At 58.0% G+C, this 12,177-nt stretch carries 15 protein-coding genes; 10 read left to right on the forward strand and 5 right to left on the reverse strand.

The window, feature by feature from the left end:
• The first annotated feature begins 7 nt into the window (after positions 1 to 7).
• From ribE to EHN06_RS04515, 4 genes are read left to right on the forward strand one after another with little or no spacing between them, the layout of a single operon-like run.
• Positions 8 to 484, forward strand: coding sequence for a 6,7-dimethyl-8-ribityllumazine synthase (gene ribE, locus EHN06_RS04500; RefSeq protein ID WP_127330554.1), 477 nt, complete (start codon positions 8 to 10; stop codon positions 482 to 484).
• On the forward strand, positions 484 to 960 hold the full coding sequence (gene nusB, locus EHN06_RS04505) for a transcription antitermination factor NusB (RefSeq protein WP_127330556.1): 477 nt from the start codon (positions 484 to 486) through the stop codon (positions 958 to 960). Before ribE ends, nusB begins: the two co-directional genes overlap by 1 nt.
• Positions 961 to 963: 3 nt before the next feature.
• Entirely contained in the window at positions 964 to 1,908 is a 945-nt protein-coding gene (gene thiL, locus EHN06_RS04510; RefSeq protein ID WP_127330558.1) for a thiamine-phosphate kinase, read from the forward strand.
• The gene (locus EHN06_RS04515) at positions 1,908 to 2,435 is read left to right on the forward strand and encodes a phosphatidylglycerophosphatase A (protein WP_127330560.1); all 528 of its coding nucleotides are present in this window, start codon (positions 1,908 to 1,910) and stop codon (positions 2,433 to 2,435) included. The genes thiL and EHN06_RS04515 overlap by 1 nt, the downstream gene beginning before the upstream one ends.
• Positions 2,436 to 2,471: 36 nt before the next feature.
• Here the strand turns inward: EHN06_RS04515 and EHN06_RS04520 are convergent, their stop codons facing one another.
• Complete coding sequence (locus tag EHN06_RS04520) at positions 2,472 to 2,681, reverse strand: DUF6316 family protein (RefSeq protein ID WP_127330562.1); 210 nt, start codon at positions 2,679 to 2,681, stop codon at positions 2,472 to 2,474.
• 254 nt (positions 2,682 to 2,935) lie between these two features.
• Between EHN06_RS04520 and EHN06_RS04525 the strand changes: the two genes are divergently transcribed.
• On the forward strand, positions 2,936 to 3,613 hold the full coding sequence (locus EHN06_RS04525) for a DUF2057 family protein (protein WP_127330564.1): 678 nt from the start codon (positions 2,936 to 2,938) through the stop codon (positions 3,611 to 3,613).
• A gap of 17 nt (positions 3,614 to 3,630) precedes the next feature.
• Here the strand turns inward: EHN06_RS04525 and EHN06_RS04530 are convergent, their stop codons facing one another.
• Positions 3,631 to 5,160, reverse strand: coding sequence for a WS/DGAT/MGAT family O-acyltransferase (locus tag EHN06_RS04530; protein WP_127330566.1), 1,530 nt, complete (start codon positions 5,158 to 5,160; stop codon positions 3,631 to 3,633).
• A gap of 113 nt (positions 5,161 to 5,273) precedes the next feature.
• Positions 5,274 to 6,185 carry a LysR substrate-binding domain-containing protein gene (locus EHN06_RS04535; protein WP_127330568.1) on the reverse strand — a complete coding sequence of 304 codons (912 nt, stop codon included), beginning with the start codon at positions 6,183 to 6,185 and terminating at the stop codon, positions 5,274 to 5,276.
• 105 nt (positions 6,186 to 6,290) lie between these two features.
• Here EHN06_RS04535 and EHN06_RS04540 point away from each other — a divergent pair, with 105 nt between their 5' ends.
• Entirely contained in the window at positions 6,291 to 7,277 is a 987-nt protein-coding gene (locus tag EHN06_RS04540) for a glutathione S-transferase family protein (RefSeq protein ID WP_127330570.1), read from the forward strand.
• Between the two features lie 96 nt (positions 7,278 to 7,373).
• Here EHN06_RS04540 and ispB read toward each other — a convergent pair whose 3' ends face one another.
• Positions 7,374 to 8,342, reverse strand: coding sequence for an octaprenyl diphosphate synthase (ispB, locus tag EHN06_RS04545; RefSeq protein ID WP_127330572.1), 969 nt, complete (start codon positions 8,340 to 8,342; stop codon positions 7,374 to 7,376).
• Between the two features lie 266 nt (positions 8,343 to 8,608).
• On the opposite strand from ispB, the gene rplU reads away from it, so the two are divergent.
• The 4 genes from rplU (at position 8,609) to proB (ending at position 11,702) form a co-directional block, all read left to right on the forward strand.
• Positions 8,609 to 8,920: a 50S ribosomal protein L21 gene (gene rplU / locus EHN06_RS04550; RefSeq protein ID WP_127330574.1), complete on the forward strand. Its 312-nt coding sequence runs from the start codon at positions 8,609 to 8,611 to the stop codon at positions 8,918 to 8,920.
• A 36-nt stretch (positions 8,921 to 8,956) separates the two neighbouring features.
• The gene (rpmA, locus tag EHN06_RS04555; RefSeq protein WP_012139697.1) at positions 8,957 to 9,217 is read left to right on the forward strand and encodes a 50S ribosomal protein L27; all 261 of its coding nucleotides are present in this window, start codon (positions 8,957 to 8,959) and stop codon (positions 9,215 to 9,217) included.
• A 131-nt stretch (positions 9,218 to 9,348) separates the two neighbouring features.
• Positions 9,349 to 10,542, forward strand: coding sequence for an Obg family GTPase CgtA (gene cgtA, locus EHN06_RS04560; RefSeq protein WP_127330576.1), 1,194 nt, complete (start codon positions 9,349 to 9,351; stop codon positions 10,540 to 10,542).
• A 35-nt stretch (positions 10,543 to 10,577) separates the two neighbouring features.
• Positions 10,578 to 11,702, forward strand: a complete 1,125-nt coding sequence (gene proB / locus EHN06_RS04565) for a glutamate 5-kinase (RefSeq protein ID WP_127330578.1) — start codon at positions 10,578 to 10,580, stop codon at positions 11,700 to 11,702.
• 82 nt (positions 11,703 to 11,784) lie between these two features.
• Here the strand turns inward: proB and rpsT are convergent, their stop codons facing one another.
• Positions 11,785 to 12,054, reverse strand: a complete 270-nt coding sequence (gene rpsT / locus EHN06_RS04570) for a 30S ribosomal protein S20 (protein ID WP_127330580.1) — start codon at positions 12,052 to 12,054, stop codon at positions 11,785 to 11,787.
• Between the last annotated feature and the right edge of the window lie 123 nt (positions 12,055 to 12,177).

The following is a 12,177-nucleotide window of genomic DNA, read 5'->3' on the forward strand; positions in this document are numbered from 1 at the left end:
GCCGTTCATGGCAGATATCAAAGTAATTGAAGGCGATTTTACCCACTGCAGTGGCCGATATGCCCTGGTGGTTGGACGCTTTAACGGATTCGTTGTGGAAAGTCTGGTTGAAGGTGCCGTGGATACCCTGCGTCGTCACGGCATTGCCGATACCGACATTACCATCGTCCGTGTACCCGGTGCCTATGAAATGCCGCTGGCAGTCAAGCGGGTTGCCGAAACCGGTAATCACGATGCGATCATTGCCCTCGGCGCGGTGATCCGTGGCGGCACGCCGCATTTTGACTATGTCGCTGGCGAAGCCTCCAGCGGTCTGGGTGCGGTCAGCCTGGAAACCGATGTGCCGGTGACCTTCGGTGTGCTGACGGTGGATTCCATTGAACAGGCCATTGAGCGCTCCGGAACCAAGGCAGGCAACAAGGGTGCAGAAGCCGCTGTTACGGCCCTGGAAATGGTCAGCCTGTTCAAGAAGCTGGGTGAGTGATGAGCGCAACTGAAGACAGTTCCCCGCAACCTGGCGCATCCGGGCAACCGAAAGCCGGTGATCGTCGTCGTGCCCGTGCCCTGGCCATGCAGGGACTTTATCAGCGCCATTTCAGCAAGAGCGCGATATCGGATATTGAATCCGAGTTCCTGGTCGATAACGACATGACCAAGGTGGATACTCTCTATTTCCGGGATTTGTTGCGCGGGGTTCACCGCGAGCAGGCAGAGCTGGACAGGCTGCTGGAGCCATTCCTCGACCGTCCGCTGAATGAAGTGGATCCGGTGGAACTGGCTATTGTCCGCCTTGGTGCTTATGAGCTGAAGCATCGCCTGGATGTGCCTTACAAGGTGGTGATCAATGAAGGCATTGAAATGGCTAAAAAATTCGGGGGTACGGAAGGGCACAAGTTTGTAAACAGCATCCTCGACAAACTCAGCCGTCGCCTGCGGCTGGCAGAGACACGCCCGCGGTAACGCATGGGCGAGTTTGAGCTGATACGCCGTTATTTCAGTCCCCTCGCCGGGCAGAGCCGCGCCGCCTCGCTGGTGCTTGGCCCGGGAGATGACTGTGCCATTGAGCGTGTCGGCCCCGGTAACGACCTCGTTTTTTCGGTGGACACCCTGGTTGAGGGTGTTCACTTTCCCGCCGGTTACAATCCCGAACATCTGGGTTGGCGAGCGCTGGCCGTTGCCGCCAGTGATCTGGCGGCGATGGGCGCACAACCTGTCTGTTTCACCCTTGCCCTGACTTTGCCGGAAGCGTCGCCACAATGGCTGGACCGATTTTCCCGCGGGCTTGCCCGGGCCTCCCGGGCCTTTGGCCTGGAACTGGCCGGAGGCGATACCACCCGGGGACCGCTGACGCTCACCCTACAGGTTCATGGCGAAGTGCCCGCCGGAGGCGCAATATTACGTTCCGGTGCGACTGTGGGCGACTATGTCTGTGTCTCGGGAGCTCTTGGGGAAGCAGGGGCCGCTCTGGATTATCTCGATACTGCTTCTCCGTCAAGCGATCAACTGACCGTGCTCAAGCGATATCACTCACCGGTTCCCAGGCTTGAACTGGGGATAGCGTTGCAGGGTGTGGCCAGCGCCGCAATCGATATCTCTGACGGTCTGTTGGCCGACCTGGGGCATATTCTGGAGGCTTCCGCTGTTGGAGCGGAACTGGATAGTCAGGCGGTACCTGTGTCTTCAGCGGTAAGTCGCCTGAAAGGCCGAGAGGAAGCTCTCAGGCTGGCACTTGAGGCGGGTGACGATTACGAGCTTTGCGTTACTACCCCGCCGGCTTTATGGGAGGGCTTGCCAGAGTCAGTACGGACGCAATTGAGCATTATTGGTAAGGTAGTAGCCGGAAGCGGCATTCAGGGTGTTGACCGCGTACTGGTGGCTGGCGGATATGATCATTTCGGGAGTAAGTAATGCGTAGTGATAATGACCTGCAGGAACCCGAATTGACCGAAGCGCTGCTGCCTCCCGGTTTTCTGCGTGATCCGGTACACCTGTTGGCGTTCGGTTTTGGCAGCGGTGCCGCCTCCCGGGCGCCGGGCACCTGGGGCAGTCTGGCAGCTATTCCGCTATGGCTTGCTATTGCCTGGCTGCCGGTGGCTGCCTACTGGCTAGTCGTGGCGATAGCCTTTGTTGTAGGGATCTGGCTTTGTGGCAAGACCGCCAGCGACCTGAAAGTACATGATCATGGTGGCATTGTCTGGGATGAGTTCGTCGGCATGTGGATTGCGTTGGCACTGATTCCCGACAACATCTATGGGGTGTTGATGGCCTTCGCGCTGTTCCGGCTGTTTGATGTGGTGAAACCCTGGCCCATCGGCTGGATTGACCGCCGCACTCCCGGGGGGCTGGGTATTATGGTGGACGATGTGGTCGCGGGGTTTATGGCGCTGGGTTGCCTGTTCGCCATTGACCTGTGGTTGATGCCGATCATAATCTGATCCGGCTCCTCCAGTGAGCCGGATCTGTTGGTTGGTTCAGTGTATCTGTTGCTGCTGCTCTTCGGGTAGCAGGCGGACGACATGCAAAAAGCGCCTCAGCCCTGTCTCCGCGCGATCTCGGGTAGCAAAGGGGCCGCTGTCGAACCCCTCCCTGGTCGTGAAGTACCACTTGCTCCCCACGCAGAAGAAACGGCTGCTACGAAACGGTATAGGCCCATCTTCCCCGGTTCGGCGTTGAGTGTCCATGGTGCCTCCTGTGCCCTGTCGTTTTCTGACGTCTTTTCTGTTTTCAGGGCTACGTTTTATCCGATTGTTTAAAATTAAATCAATTTCGGGTGAATTCAACCGTTTTTTGTTGTTTGTACGTCCTGGGTCTCATTCCGTGGCCACGCCTGCCAGGGAGGGAGAGGCGTGAGACTTGGTCCTTTCCCTCTTGCCCTGGCTAATGGCACTCGTCAGAATGCCAGCAGTCTGAATTCTTCACATCACAAGGATGATTCATGAGTATTTATCACGTTTTGCGAGTTTTCAAGGTATCAGACTATCCGGTCATGGTTCTGCGATGGTCTGTTTTCGCCCTTGCAGCCTTCATGTTGGCCGGGTGCGCTTCATCCATGACCCGGATACAGACATGGGAAGGGGAGGCGGCTGAAGATGAGCCTGCGTTGTTAAAGGCACCGGGCGAGATTCAGGTGGCCAGAGTGAATGGTCGCAGTATGAGTAACTTCCTGATGGATGACCTCGCCCTGAACTACGATCTGTTGCCCGGGGAAAATCAGATCGTATTCAGCTACAAGACGATCTGGGCCAAAACCGGTGTTGTGCGCAATGGTGAGTCCAAGGTCCACGTGGTGGAGACGGAGCCCCACGCTGTGTCCTTCGTGGCTCAGGCGGGTGAAACTTACCGTTTTGAGTTTGACCGGCCGGAGTCCCGGGGGGAAGCAGAGGCCCTGCGGGAAAACTTTGCTGGTGCCGTTGTGAACCGGGCTGGTGAAGAGGTGGCGAGCTTCGAGCTGTGGGACGGTAAAACGACGAGTCCTGCGCGTACGCCCGTTTCTGGTGATACAAGCGAGATGGCGGGAACGACAGGTGGCAACACCCTGGAGCGGTTGAAAGCGCTATGGCAGGATGCCAGTGAAGACGAAAAGCGTACCTTCCTGCGCTGGGCGTTCGAGTAGCGGTCAGGCGAATCGCTTCAGCGCCGGAAACGCTGAAGCGTTCTTTTCAGCATGCCCTCAAGCAACGTCAGGGCCTCATCCGTGAGGCTCTGACCGTTCTCTGTCTTGTCGTCCAGTTCTTCGTCGGATTCGGTCAACGCAGCCGCTGAGCTTTCGATGGCGGACAAACTTTCTTCAAGTAACGTTTTCAGAGACTCGCCATCCGCAACAACATCGGGGCAGATTGTGAAGTTGACGGTCAGCCGTCCTTCGTAGCTGACAGCCACAATTACCAGCCCCATGCTGTCAAACAGCGGCGCGGTATTGTACTGCCTGACCAGGCGTGCGCCCTGAAGGTAAAGTGGAACCTGGGGGCCGGGAACATTAGTAATCGGCAGGTTGAAAACAGGCTGATAACGCTGCGCAATCTGGAGCTCGGAGTAGAGCCGGGCAGACAGGGCCAGCATGGTGGACGGCAGCAGCTCCGTGAGTCTGTCTGCCGCAATGGCTTCCCGGTAAGGTTCCGACGCGACGGCATTGCGGTGGATTTTGCGGATTCGGCGGGCAGGGTTCGGTTCACTGGTTGCCAGATCCAGTAGCATGGCGGACATCTGATTGCCGGTTGCTTTGCGCAGGCTGTTTGAGCGCACGGATATCGGGGTCATGGCAACCAGTGATTTGTCCGGATCTCCTCCCTGATTAACCATATATCGGCGCAGTGCCTCAGCACATAGCCCCAGCACCACGTCATTGAGGGTAACGTCGCCCAGGCTGGCCTTTATAGCCTTGAGCCGGGCCAGCTCGATATCGGCAGCCACGATCTGACGATTGGCGGTGATCTGGCGGTTGAAGGGACTGTGGGGCGCCGAGAATACCGGGAAGGGTAACGGCAGTTTCCGCATCTGTCTTTGAATCAACCCCCGTGCTGTTATCTCGGCGGCACTGAGCGCCAGCGACGTCACCTGTAAGGGTTTGCGTAACAAGTTGGCACCGGTCTGGACAATGACCCGTTCTTCGGACGGCGCCGGTTTGGGGTACCAGGGGCGAGGCTGGGAAATAGGTCTGGCCTCTGGCGTATACTCCAGCAACTTGCCGATGATCTCCTCACCGCTGAAGGCATCAATGGCGGCGTGGTGAAGTTTGACGATCAGGGCGAACCCCTGGTGGCCGTCGTCATCATCCGCGGCAGGAAAGCCATCGACAAACGTGATATGCCAGAGTGGACGGTCCCGCTTCAGTGGCTCCTCCAGAATCTTGGAAGCCAGCTCCATCAGGCCCTGTACGCGACCATGCTCACCCAGGTTGACGTAGGCGAGGTGGCGCTCGATGCTGAAAGCGGGGTCGTCAATCCAGTAGGGGCGACCAAGACGAAACGGGATTTCTTTCAGGCGTTGGCGGAACAGCGGAACCACGTGGAGCCGGCTGCGAAGATAGGCCACGAAGGTGCTGAAGGCCAGTGGTTTGCTGCTGCCACGACCATCAAACAGATAGATGCCCCCGATGTGCATGGGCGCCGTTTCCGACTCCAGGTAAAGAAAAGAGGCATCCAGTTCCGACAGCTGCCGCATGTTTGAACTCCGTTCGGCGTTTTATTTTCCGGCAGTATAAACGAGTAGTGCCGGATTCCGTTGGCTGTTTTGCCTCTTTCGCCTACGCCCCGGCGGCCACGTCGGAGGTTGGGTCAAGTCTCAAGCCAGGAAGTCAGTTCCTCAGACTGACTAAGGTATTTCCAGAACCACATCAGGGCCTTGCCCTGGTCCTCCGCGTGTCGCGCGAGGTGGAGCATGAGCGGTTGGCGGACGTCCTGGACCTCAACTGCAATAAGTTTTCCTTCCCTCAGTTGTGAACGAATCCTTGATTCCGGCAGCCAGCCAACTCCCAAACCTGCCTGCTGCACGGCGATCTTCTGGTCTACGTTGGCTACCGTGAGGGTGCGCTGTCGCCGGAAGATGCCTGCGTGCCCCGGCGGCAGGGAGCGGGAAGTGTCTGCCGCAACGGCCGCCGGGTAGCGGGCAATATCCTCTTCTGCCAGTGGTTGGGGGGCGGAAGCCAATGGATGGTCGGGAGCGACGGCGTAGACAAAGTTCATCTTGCCGAGCGCCTTGGTGGTGAACGTGCCGGCGGGTTTGCTCAACTGGTCGGCACCGACAATCAGGTCGACGCGGCGACTCTGCAATGCGTCCCAGGAACCGGCAAACACTTCTTCAACGATTTGCACTTCCACGGGAATGTCCAGGTCGTTGAACGCCTTTATGGCGGGAAACAGGCAGTCGGCGGGCAACAGGGAGTTGAAGCCGATGCGCAACCGGGTTTCCCAGCCCTGGGCCACCTGTTTGGTGGTGTGCGCCAGGTTCTCGGCGGCCTCCAGAAGTGTTCGGCCTTCCTCCAGCAGGTAGCGCCCCGCCGGCGTCAGGGTGGCACGATGGCCACTGCGGTCGTAGATGGCAATGTTCAGGTCTTCCTCGAGTTTTTGCACCGTGTAACTGATCGCGGAGGGTACCCGGAACAGTTCCCCCGCCGCGCCGGCGAAACTGCCTTTGCGATCGATGGCGTCGAGGACTTTGAGGGCGTCTATGGTGATGGCTGTATGCATGTTCGAATTATCTGAGGTTGTTGGCCAGAAATGCTTGTTTGAGAGGGTAGCAGGCTGACCGTTATTCTTCTCCACATATTATCGGGTTTTGAGGAGGTAGACATTATGGGGCTTTTGGTTGATGGCAAGTGGCACGATCAGTGGTACGACACTAGCAAGACCGGTGGCAAGTTTGAGCGGGAGGCCGCCAGGTTTCGCAATTGGGTAACAGAAGATGGGTCGCCCGGCCCTGAGGGTGAAGGTGGATTCAAGGCTGAGTCAGGTCGATATCACCTGTATGTGTCCATGGCCTGCCCCTGGGCGCATCGTACCCTGATCTTCAGGAAGCTGAAGGGGCTGGAAAACCATATCTCCGTGTCGGTGGTTCATCCGGATATGGTGGAGAATGGCTGGGAGTTCCGGTCCGGTGATGAGCGGCACAGGGACCATCTGCACAATTTCGATTTCCTCCATCAGGTCTACACCCGGGCGGCGCCGGACTATTCCGGGCGGGTGACAGTGCCAACACTGTGGGACCGGGAAAAGCAGACCATTGTCAGCAACGAATCGGCCGAGATTATCCGGATGTTCAATTCCGCCTTTGATGGTCTTGATGGTGTGCGTGAGGATCTGGATTTCTATCCCGAGCCACTGCGAGGGGGGATAGAAGAGGTGAATGCCCGGGTGTATGACACTGTGAACAATGGTGTGTACAAGGCCGGATTTGCCACCGCCCAGGACAAATACGAAGAGGCCTATGGCGCGCTGTTTGACTCACTCGACTGGTTGGATGCGCGGCTGGCAAAGCAGCGTTATCTGGTCGGGGCGCAGCTCACTGAGGCGGACTGGCGTTTGTTTACGACATTGATCCGGTTCGACGCTGTGTACTACAGCCATTTCAAGTGTAATCGCCAGCGTATCGGGGATTTTCCGGCGCTGTCCGCGTATGTCCGGGATCTGTACCAGGTGCCGGGGGTGTCGGAAACGGTCGATATCGGCCAGATCAAGCAGCACTACTATGTGAGCCAGCGAACCATTAATCCGACCCAGATAGTTCCGGTGGGGCCGCAGCTGGATTTTGAGGCGCCCCACGGCAGAGAAATCTTGAAGTGAGCCGTCGAAGTTGGTGCTAACAGTAGAGGTTTCGATTTGGCGTGGAATGTCGGATTAGGCGCAGCCGTAATCCGACAAACTTCTGTTCAAGGGAGACTAGCTGACGCGGGCAACCGCAACTTCCGTCAGCAGAGTCAGCGCCTCTTTGTAGTCGGATTCGGGCAGGACATTGAGGCAATCTGCCGCCAGGGAGGCCTGCTCCCTGGCTTTCGCCATGGTGTACTCCAGGGCGCCGGAACTGTCGACAATCTGCAGAATGGCAGGCAGATCATCCAGCCCGCCCTTGCGAATGGCCTGACGAATCAGCTGGCGCTCATCCTCTACGCCTTTTTCCATGGCATGAATCAGGGGCAGGGTGGTTTTGCCCTCGGCCAGGTCGTCGCCCACGTTCTTGCCCATGGCCTCAGCATCGCCGCGGTAATCGAGCACGTCGTCCACCAGCTGAAACGCCAGTCCCAGGTGTTTGCCGTAGTCCTTCAGTGCGTTTTCCTGGTGTTCATCAGCGCCGGCCAGCAAGGCGCCGGTGTGGGAAGCGGCCTCAAACAGCATGGCGGTCTTGTTGTGAATGACCTCCATATACTGCGCTTCACTGAGATCAGGGTTTTTCACGTTCATCAGTTGCATTACCTCGCCCTCGGCAATCACTGCCGTGGCGTGGGACAGCACGTCCATGATGCGCAGGCTCTGCAGTTCCACCATCATCTCGAAGGCGCGGGCATAGAGGAAATCACCTACCAGCACGCTGGGGGCGTTCCCCCATCGGGCGTTGGCGGTGCTGCGGCCCCGGCGCATGTCGGAGGTATCCACCACGTCGTCATGGAGCAGCGTTGCGGTGTGCAGAAATTCGATAACGGCGGCCAGTTTCAGGTGGTCATCCCTGGTGTACCCCGCGGCCTGGCTGGACAGCAGTACCAGCAGGGGCCTCAGCCTTTTGCCGCCACTTTCAATGATATAGTGGGCTATTTTCTCCACCAGTGGGACATCGGAGGAAAGCCGTTTGATGATCAGGTCGTTCACGCGGCTGAAATCATCCGCCACGGTGTTATAGATACGCTGGGCTGTCATGCGGCTTGTAGGTCCCTTTCTGGTGTTTTCGTTGATGCTTCAGTCGATACTATTTTTTGATGCTTTCTTTGATAATTCGGGCAGGAAGCGGCAATGCTAGGTACTGGGGCTTTCAGTGTCAACTTGGCTTGTAATGCGGGGCCGGTTTTCGTACAATCACGCGCCCAACTCATCCCAACCTGCGCTCCCTGCTATAGGGTTGCCGAAGCGCTTCCCTTAGAACCAGGTGGATAAGAGCAGGGATGGGTCAATCGCGGAGAACGTTAATGTACGCAGTTATTGTAAGCGGTGGCAAGCAGCACCGTGTAAAAGAAGGTGAAACTCTGAAGCTGGAGAAGCTGGAAGTGGAAACCGGCGGTAACGTCGAGTTTGACCGCGTTCTGCTGGTCGCCGATGGTGACAAGGTTCAGGTTGGCGCGCCGGTTGTTGATGGTGCCAAGGTGACAGCGGAAGTGCTCAGCCACGGCCGTCACGACAAGGTACAGATCATCAAGTTCCGTCGTCGTAAGCATTCCATGAAGCGTCAGGGCCACCGTCAGTGGTTTACTGAAGTCAAGATCACGGGTATCAAGGGCTAAGACCCTCGAGTAACCCCTTAGATAAGGAGGCTTGTAATGGCTCATAAAAAGGCAGCAGGTAGTACCCGTAACGGTCGCGATTCCGAGTCGAAACGACTTGGTGTGAAGCGCTTCGGCGGCGAGGCTGTTTCTGCAGGCAGCATCATTGTTCGTCAGCGCGGCACCCGTTTCCACGCTGGTAACAACGTAGGCATTGGCAAGGACCACACCCTGTTTGCGAAAGCAGACGGTCAGGTGAAGTTCGAAGTCAAAGGCCCGCAGAGCCGTAAGTTCGTGAGCATCGTTCCGGCTGCGTAAGCAGCGGCGATCCGGTTCTGTCGAACCTTGGATTGCTCTGGTGGTATCATCAGGGTGATCCGGAGCCCCGCAAAGCTTCCTAGAGGCTGCGGGGCTTTTTAGTTTATGCGCACAGCGCAAAGGGTTGATCCATGAAATTCGTAGACGAAGCCACCATCATCGTGGAAGCCGGCAAGGGCGGTCACGGCTGTCTCAGTTTCCGGCGAGAAAAGTACGTTCCCAAAGGCGGTCCCGACGGTGGCGATGGCGGGGATGGTGGTTCCGTGTATCTGGAGGCGGATGAGGCGCTTAATACGCTCATTGATTACCGTTTCCAGCGCAAATACAAGGCTCAGAACGGTGAGCCGGGTTCCGGCCGTAACTGCACCGGCACCAAGGGTGAGGATCTGGTGCTGCCGGTACCGGTGGGCACCACGGTTGTCGACATGGATACCCATGAGGTGCTCGGTGACCTGACCCACGCCGGGCAGCGCCTGAAGGTCGCCCAGTGCGGTTTTCATGGTCTCGGCAACACCCGCTTCAAGTCCTCGGTCAACCGCGCTCCGCGTCAGACCACCAAGGGCTCCGAAGGCGAGTTGCGCAACCTGCGCCTGGAACTCAAGGTGTTGGCGGATGTAGGGCTTCTGGGTATGCCCAACGCGGGCAAGTCCACCTTTATCCGTTCGGTATCAGCAGCGCGACCCAAAGTCGCGGACTATCCGTTTACCACGCTGGTGCCGAACCTTGGCGTAGTCAGCGTTCAGGCGCACCAGAGTTTTGTTATCGCGGACATTCCCGGTCTGATCGAGGGTGCTGCTGAAGGCGCCGGGCTCGGTATCCGCTTCCTGAAGCATCTGGTTCGGACACGTCTGCTTTTGCATCTTGTGGACGTGGCTCCCTACGATGGCTCCTCTCCTGCCGAGTCGGTGCGGGCCATTGAGCATGAGCTGGAGAAGTTCAGCGAAACCCTGGCTAACCGGGAGCGTTGGCTGGTTCTCAATAAGGTCGACATGGTCGCGGAAGAGGACCGGGATGCCCACTGCCAGGCCATTATTGATGAGCTGGAATGGGAGGGGCCGGTGTTCCGTATTTCCGCATTGAGCGGCGAGGGCACCAAGCCATTGACCCAGGCGGTCATGCGCTGGATCGAGGAGCAGGCCGAGGAGGAAGCGCAGAATCCCGAGTTTGCCGAGCGCGAGGCCGCACGCCGCCGTCAGATGGACGAAGAGGCTCGCGCCCGTATCGAGGCCGAGCGCCAGGCTCGCCGGGCTGCCCGAAAAGACGACGATGACGACGACTTCGATGACGATGATTATGACGTCGAAGTGGTATACGCGCCGGAATAATTCGATAGATTTTTCAGTGAGTACCCGGACGAATCATGAGTGAACGCACCCAGTTGCGCCAGGCACGTCGCCTGGTTGTAAAAATAGGCAGCGCCCTACTGACCAATGATGGCAAGGGGCTGGATGTCGCGGCCCTGGGTTTGTGGGTGGATCAGATTGCCGAGCTGATCGAAGAGGGCGTTGAAGTGGTTATCGTTTCCTCGGGTTCAGTTGCCGAGGGCATGAGTCGCCTGGGGTGGACGTCCCGTCCGGAACAGCTTCATGAACTTCAGGCTGCGGCTGCGGTCGGGCAGATGGGGCTGGTGCAGACCTGGGAGGCCCAGTTCAAGCGCCACGATATCCATACCGCCCAGATCCTGCTGACTCACGACGACCTGTCAGATCGCAAGCGATACCTGAACGGGCGCAGCACGCTGCGCGCGTTGCTGGATTTTGGCGTGGTGCCGATCGTTAATGAAAACGATACTGTCGTCACCGACGAAATCCGCTTTGGCGACAATGATACGCTGGGTGCTCTGGTGGCCAACCTGGTTGAGGCGGATGGTCTGATCATTCTCACAGATCAGTTGGGGTTATTTGACAAGGATCCCCGCAAGCATGCCGATGCGCAGTTGGTCACCGTGCGCAAGGCGGGTGATCATGAGCTGGATGCCATGGCGGGCGGCGGTGCTGGTGCACTGGGGCGTGGGGGGATGCAGACCAAGGTTCGTGCGGCTCGCCTGGCGGCCCGCTCTGGCGCCTTTACCGTCATTGTCGGTGGCCGAATCGAGCATGCGATTACGCGCCTGCGCAGCGGTGATGTGATTGGCACGCTGCTGTTGCCGGAGCAGGGGCGGATAGCGGCGCGTAAGCAATGGCTTGCCAGTCACCTGCAAACGCGGGGGCGGCTCGTTCTGGACGATGGCGCCGTACGGGTGTTGTGTCTGGGTGGTCGCAGTCTGTTACCGGTGGGTGTCAAGGGTGTTTCCGGTCAGTTCCGTCGCGGGGAGATGGTTTCCTGTGTGGATCAGAGCGGGAAAGAGATTGCCCGTGGGCTGGTCAACTACGATGCGGACGAAGCCAGGGCCATTGCCGGGCGCTCCAGTAGCAGAATCGCGGAAGTGCTGGGGTATATCTCGGACGAAGAGATGATTCACCGGGATAACATGGTGATTGTCTAGGGTTGCGTTTCGCCTTGGTTGGCGGGCGGGCACAAAAAAACCGGCTCGGAAGCCGGTTTTTTCAGCTCTGAAGGAAAGCCGCTTACGCGCTCTTCAGGGCTTTGATCTTGGCGCTCAGGCGGCTCTTATGACGAGCGACCTTGTTCTTGGCGAAGATGCCCTTGTTGACCATGCTGTCCATGATCGGCTGGAACTGCTGGAAAGCAGCCTGGGCTTCTTCGTAGTTGCCGGATTCAATCTTGGATTGAACCTTTTTCATGTAAGTACGAGCCATGGAACGCAGGCTGGCATTGTGCTTGCGGTTCTTCTCGTTCTGACGAGCGCGCTTCTTGGCTTGCGGGGAATTTGCCACCGTATAACTCCTGAAAATCTGTAATTGATTCGAAAATTCGCGGGCGCGCCAAAACCAGCGCGTCGAAATAAATGACGCGGAACTATGCCGCTGATGGGCCTGAATGTCAAGGCTTAAAGCCAT

The organism is Marinobacter sp. NP-4(2019) (genome assembly GCF_003994855.1).
Lineage (GTDB): Bacteria > Pseudomonadota > Gammaproteobacteria > Pseudomonadales > Oleiphilaceae > Marinobacter.

Coding starts and splice junctions, on each gene's coding strand:
- ribE (WP_127330554.1), top strand. CDS start 8: ATGGCAGATATCAAAGTAATTGAAGGCGATTTTACCCACTGCAGTGGC.
- nusB (WP_127330556.1), top strand. CDS start 484: ATGAGCGCAACTGAAGACAGTTCCCCGCAACCTGGCGCATCCGGGCAA.
- thiL (WP_127330558.1), top strand. CDS start 964: ATGGGCGAGTTTGAGCTGATACGCCGTTATTTCAGTCCCCTCGCCGGG.
- EHN06_RS04515 (WP_127330560.1), top strand. CDS start 1,908: ATGCGTAGTGATAATGACCTGCAGGAACCCGAATTGACCGAAGCGCTG.
- EHN06_RS04520 (WP_127330562.1), bottom strand. CDS start 2,681: ATGGACACTCAACGCCGAACCGGGGAAGATGGGCCTATACCGTTTCGT.
- EHN06_RS04525 (WP_127330564.1), top strand. CDS start 2,936: ATGAGTATTTATCACGTTTTGCGAGTTTTCAAGGTATCAGACTATCCG.
- EHN06_RS04530 (WP_127330566.1), bottom strand. CDS start 5,160: ATGCGGCAGCTGTCGGAACTGGATGCCTCTTTTCTTTACCTGGAGTCG.
- EHN06_RS04535 (WP_127330568.1), bottom strand. CDS start 6,185: ATGCATACAGCCATCACCATAGACGCCCTCAAAGTCCTCGACGCCATC.
- EHN06_RS04540 (WP_127330570.1), top strand. CDS start 6,291: ATGGGGCTTTTGGTTGATGGCAAGTGGCACGATCAGTGGTACGACACT.
- ispB (WP_127330572.1), bottom strand. CDS start 8,342: ATGACAGCCCAGCGTATCTATAACACCGTGGCGGATGATTTCAGCCGC.
- rplU (WP_127330574.1), top strand. CDS start 8,609: ATGTACGCAGTTATTGTAAGCGGTGGCAAGCAGCACCGTGTAAAAGAA.
- rpmA (WP_012139697.1), top strand. CDS start 8,957: ATGGCTCATAAAAAGGCAGCAGGTAGTACCCGTAACGGTCGCGATTCC.
- cgtA (WP_127330576.1), top strand. CDS start 9,349: ATGAAATTCGTAGACGAAGCCACCATCATCGTGGAAGCCGGCAAGGGC.
- proB (WP_127330578.1), top strand. CDS start 10,578: ATGAGTGAACGCACCCAGTTGCGCCAGGCACGTCGCCTGGTTGTAAAA.